16 protein-coding genes and 1 tRNA gene are annotated in these 17,397 nt (G+C 43.4%); 4 read left to right on the top strand and 13 right to left on the bottom strand.

What is annotated here, in order from left to right; translation table 11 throughout:
* Window positions 1-29: 29 nt before the first annotated feature.
* The 7 genes from G9X63_RS08280 to G9X63_RS08250 all read right to left on the bottom strand — a co-directional run bounded on the left by G9X63_RS08280 (window position 30) and on the right by G9X63_RS08250 (window position 5,945).
* Window positions 30-1,004, bottom strand: coding sequence for an NAD(P)/FAD-dependent oxidoreductase (locus G9X63_RS08280; RefSeq protein ID WP_252622416.1), 975 nt, complete (start codon window positions 1,002-1,004; stop codon window positions 30-32).
* Window positions 991-1,677, bottom strand: a complete 687-nt coding sequence (cmk, locus tag G9X63_RS08275; protein ID WP_252622415.1) for a (d)CMP kinase — start codon at window positions 1,675-1,677, stop codon at window positions 991-993. Before cmk ends, G9X63_RS08280 begins: the two co-directional genes overlap by 14 nt.
* Window positions 1,670-2,362 (bottom strand): alpha/beta fold hydrolase, encoded by a 693-nt coding sequence (locus tag G9X63_RS08270; RefSeq protein WP_252622414.1) that lies wholly within the window; start codon window positions 2,360-2,362, stop codon window positions 1,670-1,672. The genes cmk and G9X63_RS08270 overlap by 8 nt, the downstream gene beginning before the upstream one ends.
* Before the next feature lies 1 nt (window position 2,363).
* The gene (gene clpX / locus G9X63_RS08265; RefSeq protein WP_252622413.1) at window positions 2,364-3,608 is read right to left on the bottom strand and encodes an ATP-dependent Clp protease ATP-binding subunit ClpX; all 1,245 of its coding nucleotides are present in this window, start codon (window positions 3,606-3,608) and stop codon (window positions 2,364-2,366) included.
* Window positions 3,608-4,315, bottom strand: coding sequence for a ClpP family protease (locus G9X63_RS08260; protein ID WP_130896144.1), 708 nt, complete (start codon window positions 4,313-4,315; stop codon window positions 3,608-3,610). The genes clpX and G9X63_RS08260 overlap by 1 nt, the downstream gene beginning before the upstream one ends.
* A gap of 135 nt (window positions 4,316-4,450) precedes the next feature.
* Complete coding sequence (locus G9X63_RS08255) at window positions 4,451-5,791, bottom strand: trigger factor (protein WP_252622412.1); 1,341 nt, start codon at window positions 5,789-5,791, stop codon at window positions 4,451-4,453.
* 69 nt (window positions 5,792-5,860) lie between these two features.
* Window positions 5,861-5,945 (bottom strand) — tRNA-Leu (locus G9X63_RS08250).
* Between the two features lie 185 nt (window positions 5,946-6,130).
* On the opposite strand from G9X63_RS08250, the gene G9X63_RS08245 reads away from it, so the two are divergent.
* Window positions 6,131-7,792 carry a sodium:solute symporter family protein gene (locus G9X63_RS08245; RefSeq protein WP_252622411.1) on the top strand — a complete coding sequence of 554 codons (1,662 nt, stop codon included), beginning with the start codon at window positions 6,131-6,133 and terminating at the stop codon, window positions 7,790-7,792.
* On the opposite strand, the gene G9X63_RS08240 is transcribed toward G9X63_RS08245, so the two are convergent.
* Together G9X63_RS08240 and G9X63_RS08235 are read right to left on the bottom strand one after the other, a co-directional pair.
* Window positions 7,749-8,327, bottom strand: coding sequence for a peptidylprolyl isomerase (locus G9X63_RS08240; protein WP_252622410.1), 579 nt, complete (start codon window positions 8,325-8,327; stop codon window positions 7,749-7,751). The two genes, G9X63_RS08245 and G9X63_RS08240, sit on opposite strands and share 44 nt — an antisense overlap.
* Window positions 8,328-8,374: 47 nt before the next feature.
* Window positions 8,375-9,583, bottom strand: a complete 1,209-nt coding sequence (locus tag G9X63_RS08235; RefSeq protein WP_252622408.1) for an MFS transporter — start codon at window positions 9,581-9,583, stop codon at window positions 8,375-8,377.
* 271 nt (window positions 9,584-9,854) lie between these two features.
* Here G9X63_RS08235 and G9X63_RS08230 point away from each other — a divergent pair, with 271 nt between their 5' ends.
* The 3 genes from G9X63_RS08230 to G9X63_RS08220 are packed head-to-tail and all read left to right on the top strand — an operon-like array spanning window position 9,855 to window position 13,213.
* A complete protein-coding gene (locus G9X63_RS08230) occupies window positions 9,855-10,994 on the top strand; it encodes a Gfo/Idh/MocA family protein (RefSeq protein ID WP_130896507.1) in 1,140 nt (379 codons plus the stop codon).
* A gap of 7 nt (window positions 10,995-11,001) precedes the next feature.
* Window positions 11,002-12,147 carry a Gfo/Idh/MocA family protein gene (locus tag G9X63_RS08225; RefSeq protein ID WP_130896139.1) on the top strand — a complete coding sequence of 382 codons (1,146 nt, stop codon included), beginning with the start codon at window positions 11,002-11,004 and terminating at the stop codon, window positions 12,145-12,147.
* A gap of 13 nt (window positions 12,148-12,160) precedes the next feature.
* Window positions 12,161-13,213, top strand: coding sequence for a sugar phosphate isomerase/epimerase family protein (locus G9X63_RS08220; protein WP_130896138.1), 1,053 nt, complete (start codon window positions 12,161-12,163; stop codon window positions 13,211-13,213).
* Window positions 13,214-13,253: 40 nt separating this feature from the next.
* Here G9X63_RS08220 and G9X63_RS08215 read toward each other — a convergent pair whose 3' ends face one another.
* The 4 genes from G9X63_RS08215 to dnaG all read right to left on the bottom strand — a co-directional run bounded on the left by G9X63_RS08215 (window position 13,254) and on the right by dnaG (window position 17,397).
* A complete protein-coding gene (locus G9X63_RS08215) occupies window positions 13,254-13,682 on the bottom strand; it encodes a hypothetical protein (RefSeq protein ID WP_130923592.1) in 429 nt (142 codons plus the stop codon).
* A gap of 44 nt (window positions 13,683-13,726) precedes the next feature.
* Window positions 13,727-14,827: a hypothetical protein gene (locus G9X63_RS08210; protein WP_252622406.1), complete on the bottom strand. Its 1,101-nt coding sequence runs from the start codon at window positions 14,825-14,827 to the stop codon at window positions 13,727-13,729.
* A 75-nt stretch (window positions 14,828-14,902) separates the two neighbouring features.
* Entirely contained in the window at window positions 14,903-15,421 is a 519-nt protein-coding gene (locus G9X63_RS08205; RefSeq protein WP_252622404.1) for a hypothetical protein, read from the bottom strand.
* Between the two features lie 17 nt (window positions 15,422-15,438).
* Window positions 15,439-17,397, bottom strand: coding sequence for a DNA primase (dnaG, locus tag G9X63_RS08200; RefSeq protein WP_252622402.1), 1,959 nt, complete (start codon window positions 17,395-17,397; stop codon window positions 15,439-15,441).

Genomic DNA, 17,397 nt, shown 5'->3' with positions numbered 1-17,397 from the left:
CAAGAGACTTTAAAACCAAATTTACAGATTTAAACGGAAAATAAATGATAAAATCGACGAATTGATACTTCCGGATGAACAGTTGATTTTCCGAGGATTTCATCGGTCCATTGTTTGGCAAAATAAGGCATCAAAGAAACCCCTTTTGATCCAAATCCGTTAAATATTCCCGCTTCCTTCTCCGAATGAAATCCCACAAAAGGCCTGCGATCCTGAGTGGCGGGCCTAATTCCCGTTTTTTGCTGAACCAATTCAAAATCCCCTACGCCCATTAAGGCTAACTTCTTCGTTAATTCTTCCAAGGCCTCCGGAGTCGTCTCGTTCGTAAACTCTTTCCAACCATAGGTCGCCCCCACCTTAAAATGCCGAGAACCTAACGGCACAATAAATCCATTCTTGTTCAAAATATAGTCCTCAGATGGCACATCGCTTCGAATCTCCATCAACTCGCCTTTAGCCGGCAAGAAAGGCAAACTAGACCAAAGTGGATTTTGCTGACCGTGAAATCCCTCACAAAAAATCGCCTGACTTCCGGTGTATTCTGACTCTACGAGCAATCCCTTCGATGCAAAATAGGCGCGAGAAACGCGTAACAGAGTTACGACATCTACCCAGCCTGCCTGTTCCACCCAAACACCGTTTGACTCCCAACGCAAATACGAATGATGTATCTGTTCTTTTCTCTCCACTAACCAGCTCTTCATTTCCTCATTGGCAAAGGGACGGAAAAGCGGCATTGGAAAAAAGAACCGCGTTCCTAAAATCGCCTCTAAGCGCGGGTAATAGTCAAATAGATAGGGAAATAATTCATCCGCCAGCCAAGTCTGTTCTAATTTTCGGCCCGTTACCGGGTTAAAAATTCCACCCGCTGCTTGAGAAGAAGTAAAGTGAGTCGAAGGCGAATCCCAAATTTTAAAGGGTATTCCTGCCTCCAAAAAATGGTGGGCTAAAATGGTGCCAGCTAAACCCTGGCCTACAATGATGTAAGGATTAGCGCTTTTCACCTTGCACGCGACGAACGTGATCTAATACAAATTCCACTTGCTCATCCATCGTACGGTAAGAGGTATCTAAATCGATGGCATCAGCCGCACGCTTCAAAGGGCCTTCGCTGCGATTCGAATCAATCTCATCCCGCTTGCGCAAGTTTTCAACAATTTCTTCTAAAGGAAGATCTTCGCCTTTTTGCAAAAGCTCTAATTTGCGGCGTTGAGCGCGAATGTGCGGCTCAGCCGTCATAAATATCTTTAATTCAGCTTGAGGAAAAACGACCGTTCCTATGTCACGACCATCCATCACGATAGCTTTCTTCTCTCCCATCCGTTGCTGTTGAGCCACCATCGCATGACGAACCTCAGGAATAGCGGCCACTTGGCTCACTAAATCTGAAATGTACATTTTGCGAATCTCTGCCTCTACATTCTCCCCATTCAAAATCGTATCTGAAGCCTGCTTCGAAGGATTGAATTCAAATGTTATCTCGACATGTGCTAACGCTTCTTTCACAGCTTGCAAATCTGCTGTATTCACTTGTTGACGGTGAAAATACAGCGCTACCGCGCGGTACATCGCTCCGGTATCTAAGAAAGCATAATGTAAAGCCGCTGCCACGTGACGGGCTGTTGTACTTTTTCCACAAGAAGAAAAGCCATCTAAGGCGATAATAATATCAGACATGCACAAATTGGTTAATGGCCTTAGCAACAGCTTTTGGCGCTTCGTAGGTTCCTTGATGGCCTACGTTTGGCAAAATTACAACCGATTTCTTTACAAAACGAGTAATGGACTCCGGAGAAATCAAAGCGTCTTGCTCTCCTAAGATAAATAGAAAGGGGATATTGGACGTTTGAACAAAAGTCGTAAAATCGCTTCGATCCCTCATCGCTTTGGTAGCTGCAATTAAGCCGGCTGCGGGCAAAGTTCGGTACCTCTCTGCTAAAGTAGCTATCAGCTCCTGAGATACGGTAGCAAATAAATTAGGCAAGAACGGCCCGATAAAAAACGCCGTACCCTTTTTTTCGAGCAAATCAGCTGTTCTATCTCGGTTGATTTTCTTTTCCTCTGTGTCTGCCAAAAAAGTGGAATGTAGCATCACCACTTGCTTCACACGATCCGGAAATTGAGACGCTATTTCTAAGGCAATGTAGCCGCCCATCGAATGACCGACCAGGATAAAATTGGCCTCTGAAGGCAATTGAGCAACTATTTTTCGCGCATAATCTGCTAAAGTGGCGCAATCAGTCCATTCTGCATACGCAGGACAAATAGTGGGAAATGGCCAGGTGTGGAAAGGCAAAAAGTCTGCCCACACCCGTTCATCTTCTCCAAAACCATGCAAAAATACAAGCTGAGTAGCTAGCATATTAAGCGACCACTTTCATTTGATGGAATACCGTTCTTTCGAACTTCGATTTCGCATAATTCAAATCCACCTCAAAGGTCTTCATTTCAGTCTGCGAAGGAATTTCATACATCGCATCGGTCATTACCGCCTCCATAATGGAACGCAAACCACGAGCACCTAATTTATATTGCATCGCTTGTTCTACCATATACACCAGCGCATCAGGCTGGAAGGATAATTTAACGCCTTCCATCTCGAAAAGCTTCTCGTATTGCTTCACAAGTGCATTTTTAGGCTCCGTCAAGATCGACAATAAGGCTGTCGTATCTAATGGATTTAAATACGTCACCACTGGAAGACGACCTAATAATTCTGGGATTAGACCAAATGATTTTAAATCTTGTGCTGTCACATACTTCATGATCTGGTCCTTCTCGAACGATTCATGGAAAGTATCATGTCCAGAGAAACCGATTGGGCGAGAGTTCAAACGCTTCGCGATGTGGCGATCGATGCCATCAAAGGCACCACCACAGATGAATAAGATATTCTCGGTGTTGACGGCGATCATTTTTTGGTCTGGATGCTTACGTCCCCCTTGCGGCGGTACATTCACAATAGATCCTTCTAATAATTTCAAAAGCGCTTGCTGAACTCCTTCACCCGAAACATCACGTGTGATGGACGGATTATCTGATTTACGCGCAATTTTATCAATTTCGTCGATGAAAACGATACCGCATTCGGCCTTCTCTACGTCATAGTTTGCAGCTTGCAATAGACGCGTCAAAATCGTTTCCACGTCCTCTCCCACATAACCCGCTTCCGTTATCACGGTCGCATCGGCGATACAGAAAGGAACTTGTAATTTTTGGGCTAGCGTCCGAGCCAAATACGTTTTTCCCGTACCGGTCTCCCCTACCATCAAGATATTCGATTTTTCGATCTTCACCTCGTCATTCGAAGGAGCCTGCATCAAACGCTTGTAGTGGTTATAAACCGCTACCGATAAATGCTTCTTCGCCTCTTCTTGACCGATGATGTAACCGTCTAGGTATTCTTTTAAATCCTTTGGCTTCACTAATTCAAACGAATGTTTCGTGCCTGCTTTCGCCGCAGCAGCTACACCCATTTCCTCTTTTACCACCTCATAACCTTGCGTTAAGCAATTATTACAAATGTGGCCATCGATACCAGAAAGCAATAAACCCACCTCGTTTTTAGGACGACCGCAGAAAGAACAACTCGTTTTTTTACTAGCCACTAGACAGTTCTCGTTAAAATCTCATCAATTAAACCATATTCTTTCGCCTCTGCTGCTTTCATCCAATAATCGCGATCTGAATCACGTTCGATATCTTCGAATGATTTACCTGAGTGCTTCGCTAAAATTTCGTATAATTCTTGGCGAATTTTAACGATTTCACGAGCGGTGATTTCGATGTCACGTGATTGACCTTGCGCACCACCGGATGGTTGGTGAATCATCACACGTGCATGCTCTAAAGCAGAACGCTTTCCGGCTGCACCACCCGCTAATAAAACGGCACCCATGGAGGCAGCAAGTGAAGTACAAACCGTCGCCACTTCTGGACGGATGTAATTCATCGTATCGTAGATACCTAAACCAGCGTAAACAGATCCGCCTGGGCTATTGATGTACATCACAATGTCTTTTTTGGCATCCGTAGACTCCATAAATAACAATTGTGCCACAATGATATTGGCCATATAATCATCCACCGGAACACCCATAAAAATGATACGGTCCATGATTAGACGAGAGAATACATCGATTTGAGCAAAACGCATTGGGCGTTCCTCAATGATGTATTGTGTCATATCTTCGATTTGGTGCATCGGACGACTGCCGATGTTATTCATATATTGATCAACCGCAAGACCGTTCAAACCTCTGTGGTGAACCGCGTACTTACGAAACTCTTCTGATGATAACTCCTTTGGATACATAGATTTCAATGTTTAAAAATCAAATTTAGACTTTTTTAGAATTTATACTACCTAGAACACAAATATAAGAACCTTTGTTCACAGAAAACCCCGCAATTTGCGGGGCTTCCAAAAAATAGCAGGACAATGTTAAAATTAAAGCGCCGCAGCGATTTCTTTAAACTTGTCTACGTCGATTTTCGTCACTTTGTGAGGAACATTCGCTACGATCGCAGCAGATACTTTGTCTGCGAACGCTTGATTGTATAAGTTCATGAAGTTATCTGACTTCGACTTATCGCTTAAGTAACCCATCGCGATTTTCTCAATCATTTCTTCGATACCTGGCTCGTTAGACGATAAATAACCGCCAAACTGTGCACGTACCATATCTTTCGCTTTCTCAACTACCTCTGGATATTCAACTTTCACGTCGAATTTCTCAGCGATGTCATTCTTGATCAAGTTCCAACGCATATCTTTCTTCACATTATCAAAATCTTGATCGATTTGTTCTGCTGTGAATTTGCCTTCGTTGATACGGATCAACCAAGTGCGTAAGAATTTCTCTGGTAAGTCAATCTTAACTGCGTCTAAAATAGCTTTCTCCGCGTCAATACGCAATAAGTATTCAGCCTCACGCTTGTAGTTCTCCGTCACGATTGTTTCTACTTGCTCGCGGAATGATTTCTCATCTGTCGCTTTTCCAGCACCCAATACTTTGTCAAAAAACGCTACGTTTAATTCCGAAGGAACTTGACGCGTGATATCTTCCACTACGAATGAAACCTCTCCTTTCAAATCAGCTACTTCGTCTTCTTTCTTTCCTGTCGCTAAAGCTAAAGCCTTAGCATCTACGAATACTTTATCAATTGCAAATTTCAAGGTATCGTCTTTCTTAGCACCGATGAAAACCTTTTTCGATTTGTCATTGATCGCGTGCATTGGGATAGCTGATTTCTCTACCCAGTCACCTTGAGTGAAAGTACCGAATACTAAATCACGGTCTTCTACTGTATCTGGATGAGTTTGATCGCCAAATTGCTTCTTCAAGTTTTCAATCGTTTCTTCGATTTCTTTCTTGTCTGCTTTGATTTCGTACGAGTTGATAGCTTTGATTTTGGCCAAATCCACCGTAAAATCTCCGTGGAAACCTAAATCATAGTGGAACGTAAATTCCGTATCTTTTTCCCAGTCGATCGCATCTGCCTCTTCTACAGCTGGCAAAGGCTCTCCCACTAGGTTCAATTTGTTTTCTTTAATATAATCTGAAACTTCATGACCTAACATGTGGTTGATTTCGTCTACTAGAGCAGATTGACCGTATAATTTCTTCACAAGAGCCGCTGGAACCATACCTGGACGAAATCCTTTGATGGATGCTTTCTTGCGATAATCTTTCAATTTTGCCTCTACTTTTTCCGCGTAATCTGCTGGAGATACCACTACAGTCAAACGACCTTCTAAATCTCCTGCCTTGTTAAGTGAAATGTTCATTTGTTCTTATTTATAATTAGCCTTTAAAATAAAACCCTCAAAACCTTTTTGGTGTTGAGGGCTTGCCATTGGTACGGGTGAAGGGACTCGAACCCCCATGCCTCGCGGCGCCAGATCCTAAGTCTGGTATGTCTACCAATTCCACCACACCCGCGAATTTGGAGTGCAAAGGTAGTCAGCAATTTTAAAAATTCAAAAGCTTTTAAATATAAATATTGGATTAACTTTGGGCAAAAATAAACCTGTTATGAAATTCAGTCGTTGGTATGTCGCTTTAATGGCTTTCCTGGTCGGGGTTATTGCCACATTCATTTATTTAACTGAAACTTTTAAGTAGCTATGCAAGCACTCGATTGGATCGTTTTATTGGCTACTATTGGTGGAATTGTGGCGTATGGCAGCTGGAAAGGAAAGCAAACGAAGCATTCCTTGCAGGGTTTTCTGTTAGCAGATCGGGAACTTCCTTGGTACCATATTTTACTTTCCGTGATGGCCACGCAGGCTTCTGCGATTACCTTTTTATCCGTTCCAGGCCAGGCTTACCACGATGGAATGCGTTTCGTGCAGTTCTATTTAGGATTACCCATCGCCATGATTATCCTGTCGGTGACCTTCATTCCGCATTATTTTTCGCTTAAAGTATACACCGCCTACGAGTTTTTAGAGAATCGTTTTGATGCCAAAACCCGGGTGCTCACCTCCCTCCTCTTCTTAATTCCGCGTGCCTTATCGACAGGTGTAACTATAGCCGCTCCCTCTATCATTCTTTCCACCTTACTAGGATGGGATTTAACCTGGACCAATGCCGTGACAGCGGCTATCGTAACCGCTTATTGTATGCTAGGCGGATCTAAAGCGATCTCCTATACACAGATGTTACAAATGGCTGTTGTCCTCGTAGGAATGGTTTTCGTGGGGGTTTACATCGTTGCGCAACTTCCGGACGAAATCGGCGTAAAAGAGTCTTTACAGATTGCGGGTAAGATGGGCAAAGTGAATCTGATTGATTGGAAATTTGATTTGAATAATCGCTACAATATTTGGTCTGGGATCATAGGTGGCTTCTTTTTACAGTTATCGTATTTCGGTACGGACCAAAGTCAAGTAGGCCGTTATCTTTCTGGAGTATCTGCTGGTGAGATCAAAAAAGGCCTTTTAATGAACGGTTTCCTCAAGATTCCGATGCAGTTCTTCATCTTGTTAGTGGGTATTTTGGTATTCACCTATTACCAATTTAATGCCCCTCCTACGTTCTTTAATAAGAATACGGAAGCGGTTTGGGCTACAGTTCCAGGACATCAGGCCATTGATCAGGAGAAAGGAGCGATTTTCGAGGCTAAGAAATCAGCCATTCTACAAAAGGATTATTCCCGGTTGAATGACCTAAATAAACAAGCCGCGGCTACTCAAGAGAAAGCCGTAGCCCTTTTAAAAACAGCAAACCCAGAGACAGAAGCCCAAGACACGAATTACATTTTCTTGCACTATATCATCAATCAACTTCCCATCGGGATTGTGGGTTTCCTCATCGCGATGATATTGCTGTCGTCGATGGGTTCGATGGCTTCTGCTTTTGGGTCCTTGACTTCTACTTCGATGGTCGATATTTATGAACGATTTATCGCGCCTGACCGTGGAAATCAGCATTATTGGTGGATTTCGAAACTCATCACCTTAGGCTGGGGTGTGCTTTGTTTAGTCGTCGCGACTTTTGCGGTGAATATGGGAAGCCTGATAGAAGTGGTGAATATTCTAGGCTCTTGGTTTTATGGTACCATTTTAGGCATATTCCTATGTGCCTTTTATTTGCCTAAAACGACGGGGACGCAGGTTTTTATTGCCGCGCTCATCGCTGAGGCTTTCGTGATCTATGCTTGGAAAGTAGAGTGGATGGCTTTTCTTTGGCTAAACGTATTAGGCTGCTTACTTGTAATGGCAATCGCCTTTATTTTAAGTCTTATTTCGGGTCCAAAACAGACATCGAAAACTTCACCGGAATAACCGGCTTTTCATCGTAAGAACGCTCCTTTTTGATGGAATCAACAACTGCCATCCCTTTGGTGACTTTGCCAAAAACCACGTATTTCCGATAAAAACGACTGGCTTGCTCGGAATCTGTCACAATGAAAAACTCGGTAGGTGACGAGGATTGAAGTGGATTACCTTCATCATAGCGCGCCATGGCAATGCTTCCGCGCACAGGTCGCAGCTCATCCAAATACTCCGCCGGAACCAAGTAGTTCAAGCGATCAAAATACTCTCCTCCGCCCTGTATACCAATCTCATACACATTGCGGTAGAAGTAGCGGTCTTTGAAATAACCCATCTTCACCAGGCGGATAAAGTTCACGGAATGCAAAGGTGTTCGATCATCTAACTCAAGTTCGAAGTCCCCTAAACGGGTTTCTACCTTTATCTTGCGCTCCCTATTTTGAGCTGCCTGGGCCTGCAATTCCTCCTTGACTTTGGCAGGATCAATCCGCCAATTAGGCTTGCACGCAAAAATCAAGAAAGAGAATAAGATCAGGTAACGCATAAAAAAAGGGGGCCTTTCGAGCCCCCTAAATTAAATAAAATTCTAGACTAAGCGTGAGATGCTTTCTTTCCGAAGAAATAAAGACCTGCAAAAGCCACGATTAAGATCGCTGGAAATAACACCATTTGCGCCATTGTTGCTTGACCTGCAGCTAATGCTACTGCATCACCTGTCATTGTCTTAGCAGCCTCAGCTGTATTGGCATCTAACCAAGAACCGATGATAGGTTGGAAGATGGACGTTGCAAACATACCCATACCACCCATAATCGAAAGACCAAAAGCGCCCGTCAATGGAATGTTTTCTGCTACATAACCGATCATAGTTGGCCAGAAATAGCATACACCTAGCGCGAAGATAATCGCTGAAACGTAGACCATATTACCTGTAGCTCCACTCATTAAGTAAACGCCTACTGCGGTTAAAATAGCTGAAACTAATAACACGCCGCCAGCATCTAATTTGTGAACAATAGGACCTGCGAAATAACGACCTACGGCCATTAAACCTGTTACGATAGCTAAAATGATCATTGGACTAGCTCCTGCTTGACCCATAATTGGCCCAATCCATTGCTCCGGACCGAATTCCGAGATCGCTGTTAAAGCCATACAAGCTAACATGAATAGGTAAATAGGAGATAACATCGCTTTGAAGTTTTCACCTGTCGAAGCACCACCCTCTACTTTCGCTACTGGGAATGCTTGACCATAGAATAAATACGCATAAATAACCGCTGGAACCAAGATAGCTGCGATTTGCAATTGCCAGCCCATGTTGTTGTCTGTCATAAATTGAGACAATAAGGTCGCAATTACGATACCACCTGGGAACCACATGTGGAAACGGTTTAACATTTTAGTCTTGTCCTTTCCTTCGAACATATCCGAAATCATCGGGTTACAAGCAGCTTCTACCGTACCATTACCGAATCCTACGAAGAATGTAGATAACAATAAAGTCCAAAATCCACCTGAGAAAATAGTCATAATCAGACCAATCACGTGCGTAAAGAACGCCACCCAAATGATTTTTTTAGGTCCCAAGACATTGTATAAAGGTCCTCCGATAATCATCGCGATAGGGAAACCTAGGAAAGCCATTTGGTTTACGTAACCTAATTGCTCGTTATCCAATTGGAAACTAACTCCTAGCTGAGTTAAAACACCTGCACGAATCCCGAAGGCCATAGAAGTGGTGATGAGTGCAAAACATGACGCCAAAAATAATCGATTGGCATTAACCGTTTGATTCATAATTGTTTGGGGTTTAGATAAATAGTTTAGATTGGTTATTCTTAAAAAAATTAAATTCTTCATTGGAAAAATCGTAACAAAAAAACAAAAAGTTTTTCGGATAATGGCATCTAGAGGCAATTATTTTTACAATTATCTCAAAAAAAGAGCGATTTAGAGGCTAGAAAACCAAATTTTGCTCTATTTTTGTAACATATCTAAATCTATAATAATTATGATTCAAGGAGGTTCTGCTACACAGGCAAAATCACGCCAAAGTAGGAAAATCAGAATGGGAATGATCGGCGGAAGTCAAGAGGCTTTCATCGGTGCAGTTCACCGTCGCGGTTCCCAATTAGACGGAGAAATCGAATTAGTTTGCGGCGCATTCAGTTCTAGCGCAGAAAAATCAAAAGCCACTGGCGAAGCCCTTTACCTTCCAGAAAACCGCGTTTACGGTTCGTATGAGGAGATGATTTTGAAGGAAAAAGAATTGCCAGAAGGTGAGCGCATGGATTTCGTTTCCATCGTAACGCCTAATCACGTACACTTCCCAGCGGCTAAAATGGCGCTGGAGAATGGATTCCATGTTGTTTGCGATAAGCCAGCAACTTTAAATCTGGCGGAAGCGAAAGAATTGAAGAAAATCATCGAGAAATCAGGCTTGATTTTTGCGTTGACCCATAACTATACAGCTTATCCGATGGTGAAAGAGGCGAAACATTTAGTGGACTCAGGTCAACTAGGCGAAATTCGCAAGATCATCGTAGAATATCCACAGGGTTGGTTAATCGACCTAGTAGAGGCTACAGGCCAAAAACAAGCAGCCTGGAGAACAGATCCAGCGCGTTGTGGTGCCGCAGGTGCCATTGGCGACATCGGTACGCACTGCGAGAATTTGATCGAATACATCACTGGATTACATATTAAGGAGCTTTGCGCGGATCTGACGATCTTCGTGGAGGGCAGAATGCTGGATGACGATGGCAATATCTTGATCCATTATGATAATGGGGCCAAAGGTATTTTACATTGCTCGCAAATCTGCAACGGCGAAGAGAACGACTTCAACTTCCGTATCTATGGAAGCAAGGCGGGGATTACGTGGCACCAAATGGAGCCAAATACGATGGTGTTTAGGACGCGCGACGAAGGAGCGCGGATTATTCGTACGGCCGTAGGCCAGCTATCTCCTGCCGCGAATGCGCATACACGTCAGCCAGCGGGACACCCTGAAGGTTATGTGGAAACTTTTGCGAACATCTACCGTAATTTTGCATTTGCATTAAGAGCAAGATGGGAAGGAAAAGCGCAGGATCCTTTGTACGATTTCCCAGGAATCGACGAGGGAATCATGGGAATGGCTTTCATCGAAAATGTCGTGAGATCAGCCCAAGACAATACAAACAAGTGGACAAAATTTGAACTATAAAATAACCATGACTAAAATCAAAGTTGGAATCGTAGGAACCGGTTTTATCGGACCCGCACATATCGAGGCATTACGCCGTTTACCTAACATTGATGTAGCTGCGCTTTGCGAAGTGACCATCGAATTAGCGGAAGCAAAAGCTAAGCAATTAGGTATTGGCCGTTGGTATACGTTTGAAGAGCTATTAAAGCAAGAGGATATTCAGTGTGTGCACATTTGTACACCTAACTTCTTACACTATTCGCAGTCGAAAGCAGCTTTGTTAGCTGGGAAACACGTGGTGTGTGAGAAACCTTTGGCAAAAGACCTACACGAAGCTGAGGAATTAGTTGCATTAGCAGCTAAAACGGGCTTAGTGAATGCGGTTCACTTCAACCTTCGCTACTATCCATTAGTGCGTCAAATGAAGACGATGCGTGAGAAAGGCGATTTAGGCGAAATCTATTCGATCATGGGTAGCTATTTGCAAGATTGGTTATTCTACAATACGGATTATAACTGGCGTTTAGAGCCGGACAAATCTGGTGATTCACGCGCTATCGCCGATATCGGTTCTCACTTATTAGACGTCATCGAATACATCACAGGTTTGAAAACAGTCGAAGTAATGGCTGATTTCAACACGGTTCACAAAGTGCGTAAGAAGCCTTTGAAGCCAGTAGAGACGTATTCAGGCAAAATGTTGCAACCAGAAGACTATGCAGATGTACACATCAATACGGAGGACCATGCGAACGTTTTATTACGTTTTGACAATGGAAACCGCGGTTGTGTAACTGTTTCTCAAGTTTCAGCGGGTCGCAAGAACCAATTGAAATTAGAAATTTCTGGTTCGAACAAGACATTCGCGTTTAACTCGGAGTCGCCTAACGAAATGTGGATCGGTAATAGAGATCAAGCGAATCAGGTGTTGATGCGTGATCCTTCTTTGGCCTACCCTGAAGCAAGTGCCTTAATGACTTTCCCTGGTGGACACAACGAAGGTTTCTCTGATACATCGAAGCAATTATTCAAAGAAGTATACGCCGCTGTAGAAGCTGGAAAACAACCAGAGAATCCAAAATACCCTACTTTCGCAGACGGTTACCGCGAATTATTAATTTGCGAGCGCATCTTAGATTCAACGCGTTCTCAACAATGGGTGAAAATCTAAACCATCAGAACATATGAAAACGATTCAAGGGCCAGCGATATTTTTGGCACAATTTATGGGCGATGAAGCCCCTTTTAATACCTTAGACAGCATCACAACTTGGGTAGCCTCTTTAGGTTACAAAGGGGTGCAAATTCCGTCTTGGGATTCCCGTTGCATTGATTTACAAAAAGCAGCTGAGTCGAAGACTTATTGCGATGAGATCGTAGGAATGTTAGCTGCCAAAGGCTTACAAATCACCGAATTATCTACGCACCTTCAAGGTCAATTAGTCGCGGTTAACCCAGCTTATGACCTTGGTTTCGATGCATTCGCTCCAGATTCCGTGAAAGGAAATCCCAAAGCACGCACCGAATGGGCAATCCAACAATTAAAATACGCAGCTAAAGCGTCCCAAAACTTAGGTTTAAACGCGCACGCTACTTTCTCTGGTGCTTTGATGTGGCACACGGTTTATCCTTGGCCACAACGTCCAGCTGGTTTAGTAGAGCAAGGCTTCAAAGAATTAGGTCGCCGTTGGTTACCTATCTTAAATACCTTCGATGAATGCGGAGTAGATTTATGCTACGAGATTCACCCAGGAGAGGATTTACACGATGGCGTAACCTTCGAAATGTTCTTAGACGAAGTAAAAGGGCATAAACGCGCGAATTTATTGTACGATCCATCGCACTTTGTGTTACAGGCTTTGGACTACAAACAATACATCGACTTCTACCACGAGCGCATCAAAATGTTCCACGTAAAAGACGCAGAGTTTAATCCAACGGGAAAACAAGGAGTGTACGGTGGATACCAATCTTGGATCAACCGCGCTGGCCGTTTCCGTTCTTTGGGCGACGGACAAGTCGATTTCAAAAGCATCTTCTCTAAATTAACCCAATACGGATACGACGGTTGGGCCGTTTTAGAATGGGAATGCTGCATCAAAGATCCGGTTCAGGGAGCTACGGAGGGTGCGCCGTTCATCGCGAGCCACATCATCAAAGCAACCGAAAAGGTCTTCGATGATTTCGCCGGAACTGGAGCAGATGAGGAGTTCAACAAAAAGATCTTAGGTCTATAAGTAAAAAGCCCCTGACAAGTCAGGGGCTTTTTTTATCCACTTACGCTTCCTCCCGAAAGACATAAATAAACCATGCCGCGGATAACAAAACAACATTCTTGATAATGTATTGACCGGTCAGCGTCAAAGCAAAAAAGGACTGCCAAGTTTCTTCCACTAAAAATAATACGGGAAGAAATGTCATAAACAAATGCCCTATCAACACCCAAAACGCAATTTTAGTCAAACGAGGAGACAACCATAACATTCCGATCGCACACTCCCCTATGCCTAAAATCAACAGGAACGTCTGAATGCCCATAAAGGGCTCTAACGTAAGATTGAAAAGCTTTGTTACTAATCCTTCTGCCGGAGAAGTACCTAAGACTTTTAAAAATCCAAACCAAATATACACCACCGCGATCATCGCGCGGTTTAACCAAGCTGCCGTAACAAGGGCTTGGAGGCGTGTTTTGCTAATAGTTACCATAGTATAAAAGTATGTAAGGGGGTTAAATCAAAAAATGACAATGATCAGAAACGATGTGTAACCGTAGCTGAAATAAAATAGTCTGCAAAGGCTGCATCCCCGTGCTTATTATTCACCCAATCGCTCGCGCTCTTTATACGATTGCGTTGAGTGGCGACTGGAACTGAGACAAAAAAAGTATTCTTCGCTGTGGAATAACTGATTCCTGGTTCGATCGAGAAGATATAACCTGGACGACGGAAGCCATCAGAACCACTGATTAAATCGTACGCTGGAACACCTTCGATACGAGCACCCAGGGTAGCGCCGATACCTGCTTTGGGGGCCAAGGCATAATTCAAACCTACACGACCTGCATATTGATCTGCCACTGACATATAGCGAACCATTTCATCTGTCACTACTTTGTCTGGAGCCACATTCGCAGCATCATTCATATTCCTTGGATTCGACATATAGAATCCATTATAGTAAAGAGACGTACGACTAAACAATTGCTGGTATCCTTGAATCTCCAAGTTAATTCCTATGCCGCCATCGCCTAATTGAATCGACTGATCCACTGGCTTTTCAATCGTATAATCTGATCCATCACTGGCTCTTCTATGGAATTTATCCATCGCTTTTGAATCACCCGTAGGCAATTTCAGACCAAGACCTACCGAGAAGTTCCCTTTCATATGTTTCAACGGATCCAATACCCAGTAAGAAGCCGTCAGACGTGCATCTCCAATACCATTCGCCATGGTACCAAAACGCTTTTGAGCTGGATTTACAGTCAATGCATTCCCATAATGCTCATAAAGTGACGTTCGGTAATTAAAGTTTAGCGGCAAGTTAACCGCTAACAGAAGACGATCTGTTACTGAATAGGTTACACCTAAATCGAAACTTTGGGAATCATTAATCACATTCGTCCCAGCCGCTTCACGCTGAGGCTGGTAATCTGCCCCTACGTAATGTTTATAGGAATGTAGACTTCTAAAGCCTAAAGAAACTTGCCATTGGCCTGGATGCATCATCGAAGTCGAGTTTGCACCTGTACCCACTGAGCAGCTCATATGACGAACCGCTACACAACCTTGACCGAAAGAACTAGACGTAAATACTCCTACACATAGGAGTGCTAATAAAATATTTTTCATTTGCTTAATTTTTTAAATAATACACGATTTCCTGGGACAGATTTGTCCTAGGATAAAAAGGGAATCAAAGAAAAATTAAGCTTGCCGTGGCGGCGCGAAAAATTCAGACGAGAAGTCTTTGGTAGATAAAATAGCATGAATGGGCGCTTCTGTTGTAACAGGCCATTCCATAATATAGAATACCCAGCCTGAAGACTGAGCACAATATTCTTTTACGAGGGTATTGATTAATTTCGTTTTAGCGGGAGTAGAACCAGGCTCGTCGGTTAAATGTTCGTTTACTTGCTCTGCCAAGTCGAAGAAATTCTCTCGCGCATTGCGGTCTTTCACCATCACTGTTACTAAGGTGTCATTTTCCACTTTACGCTCCTTCATTTCGTAGAACTCATCGCCTTGGCGAACGGAACCCTCGACTTCTTCTGAAGAAACCCAATCTGTTTGATAAGGTAAATTGATGGGTATTTTAACGACAACTGTCTCTTCCGTTTCTGGATCAACGGCTACGGTATTGCCTTCTGATAAATACTGCAACGCGAAACCGCCTGCTTGGTAAAGCAGCACTGAGAATAGCATTATGGCAAGTATTTTTTTCATTCAGGAGTAAAAATAGGCTATTTTTCAATGACTGTACCTAATTCTTGTGAAATATTTTTCTGGATTTCCTTCAAACGGATGAATTCAAGTAACACTTCATCCATTTCCGCTGCATCCGCTTTCAAAGAATCTAATTTGCTCAAGATCTCCTGCAAATGTTGGTCATTATACACCTTTCTAAGGCGCAATACATTCTTGTAAGCTAAATCCTCTAACAACTCTTCATCTGTGTTCACCCGAATCTCGTGCTTATCTTTCCATTCAGAAGATAAAGCGTGCTTTTCAGACGAGATATTAATCGAGAAAGATTGAATCTCTTCGTCCGTATGGTGCAAGAAGAAATCAGGCTTAGGCGCACGCTGCGCTCCAAACTCTTGTTTACAAAGATCGAGAATGCGAATAAACAAGGGCGTTTGGAAAACCGTACCTTCTAATTCATCAATTAAATAATGCACCACCGTTAAACCCGGAGCCTTTTCTGGATTGATTTCCAAATGCCCGTAATTAATCAACAAACGGACACATTCTAATTCTTGGTAATAGGCTAAATTCTGTACTTGCGCCGGCTCGTCATCATCCGCAAAAGTGGGCTCAATCAATTGACGCACCTCAGCATATTGCTGTGCGGAAATTTGCTGAGGATCTTGGCTCGCGCCCTTCATCTTTTTCAGCTGAATCTTATTCAATTCCGCTAAAAGCACATCTTCATCCATCCGCATCATCGTTGCGGTCTTTTGAATGAAAAGACTACGTTGAATGGCATCTGGTATTTTTGAAATGGATTGAACCATTTCCTTAATCATTTCGGCTTTCTTGAAAGGATCGTCCCCTGCTTCTTCTTTGAACAGATTCGCTTGGAACGAAATCACGTCCTTCGCCTCTTTCTTGATGTAGTCAATGAATGCCTCAGAACCGATCTTGCGAACAAAGGAATCCGGGTCATTTCCTTCCGGAAATACGACTAAATTCACCTGCAAGCCTTCCTCTAAGATCAGATCCATTCCGCGCAAGGCGGCTTTAATACCCGCAGAATCCCCATCATAAAGAACGGTAACGTGCTGGGTGAAGCGACCAATTAACTTGATCTGCTCGATGGTCAAAGACGTACCCGAAGACGCTACTACGTTTTTAATTCCCGCTTGATGCAAGGAAATCACATCCGTGTAGCCCTCTACTAAATAGCAAACATCTTTTGCCCGGATCTCATTCTTCGCTTGTGAGATACCGTATAAAGTAGCTGACTTGTGGTAAACTTCCGTTTCTGGAGAGTTCAGGTATTTCGCCTGGTTCTTCGCGTCGTTCCGAAGAATACGAGCGCCAAAAGCGATGATTTTCCCCGACACATTGTGAATCGGAAATATGACGCGGTTACGGAATCGATCGTAGACCTTTCCATCGTCATTCTTTTGGGTAACTAAACCCGCTTTTTCAATGATTTCTTGAGAAAAACCTTGTTTTAGGGCCGCTTTCAAGAAAGCATCCCAGGCTTCTGGGCTGTAGCCTAAATCGAATGATTGAAGCGTAGCATCAGAGAAACCCCGTTCCTTGAAATAAGGCAGGGCGATGGATTTCCCCTCGTCTGTATCGTATAATTGTTTTTTGAAGTATTCTTTCGCGTATTCGAGGATGATTAAAAGACTTTCGCGCTCATTCTGACGAACCAGCTGGTCGTCGGTCATTTCCTCTTCTTGGATGTCGATACCGTATTTTTTGGCCAAATGACGTAAGGCCTCACCGTAACCCAGACCTTCCATATCCATAATGAAACGCACAGAATCACCCGCTTTACCACAACCAAAACATTTGTAGATTCCCTTCGCTGGGGAAATAGAAAAAGACGGTGTCTTCTCTCCGTGGAACGGACAGCAAGCCCAATAGTTCGCGCCTTTCTTCTTAATCGTCACATAATCCCCGATCACGTCTGCCACCGCAGCCGTTTGCTTTATTCGCTCGACGGTTTCGGGATCAATGCGCAT

Origin of the sequence: Aquirufa antheringensis, from assembly GCF_023921165.1 — a bacterium.
Taxonomy (GTDB): Bacteria; Bacteroidota; Bacteroidia; order Cytophagales; family Spirosomataceae; genus Aquirufa; species Aquirufa antheringensis.
This window is presented reverse-complemented; position numbering and strand designations above follow the sequence as displayed.

Bases quoted from the DNA above. Each gene is read 5' to 3' on its own strand.
- G9X63_RS08230 (WP_130896507.1), top strand. From the start codon at position 9,855: ATGGGAATGATCGGCGGAAGTCAAGAGGCTTTCATCGGTGCAGTTCAC.
- G9X63_RS08215 (WP_130923592.1), bottom strand. From the start codon at position 13,682: ATGGTAACTATTAGCAAAACACGCCTCCAAGCCCTTGTTACGGCAGCT.
- G9X63_RS08240 (WP_252622410.1), bottom strand. From the start codon at position 8,327: ATGCGTTACCTGATCTTATTCTCTTTCTTGATTTTTGCGTGCAAGCCT.
- G9X63_RS08220 (WP_130896138.1), top strand. From the start codon at position 12,161: ATGAAAACGATTCAAGGGCCAGCGATATTTTTGGCACAATTTATGGGC.
- cmk (WP_252622415.1), bottom strand. From the start codon at position 1,677: ATGTCTGATATTATTATCGCCTTAGATGGCTTTTCTTCTTGTGGAAAA.
- G9X63_RS08270 (WP_252622414.1), bottom strand. From the start codon at position 2,362: ATGCTAGCTACTCAGCTTGTATTTTTGCATGGTTTTGGAGAAGATGAA.
- dnaG (WP_252622402.1), bottom strand. From the start codon at position 17,397: ATGCGCATTGATCCCGAAACCGTCGAGCGAATAAAGCAAACGGCTGCG.
- G9X63_RS08260 (WP_130896144.1), bottom strand. From the start codon at position 4,315: ATGTATCCAAAGGAGTTATCATCAGAAGAGTTTCGTAAGTACGCGGTT.
- G9X63_RS08245 (WP_252622411.1), top strand. From the start codon at position 6,131: ATGCAAGCACTCGATTGGATCGTTTTATTGGCTACTATTGGTGGAATT.
- G9X63_RS08205 (WP_252622404.1), bottom strand. From the start codon at position 15,421: ATGAAAAAAATACTTGCCATAATGCTATTCTCAGTGCTGCTTTACCAA.
- G9X63_RS08235 (WP_252622408.1), bottom strand. From the start codon at position 9,583: ATGAATCAAACGGTTAATGCCAATCGATTATTTTTGGCGTCATGTTTT.
- G9X63_RS08225 (WP_130896139.1), top strand. From the start codon at position 11,002: ATGACTAAAATCAAAGTTGGAATCGTAGGAACCGGTTTTATCGGACCC.
- G9X63_RS08255 (WP_252622412.1), bottom strand. From the start codon at position 5,791: ATGAACATTTCACTTAACAAGGCAGGAGATTTAGAAGGTCGTTTGACT.
- G9X63_RS08210 (WP_252622406.1), bottom strand. From the start codon at position 14,827: ATGAAAAATATTTTATTAGCACTCCTATGTGTAGGAGTATTTACGTCT.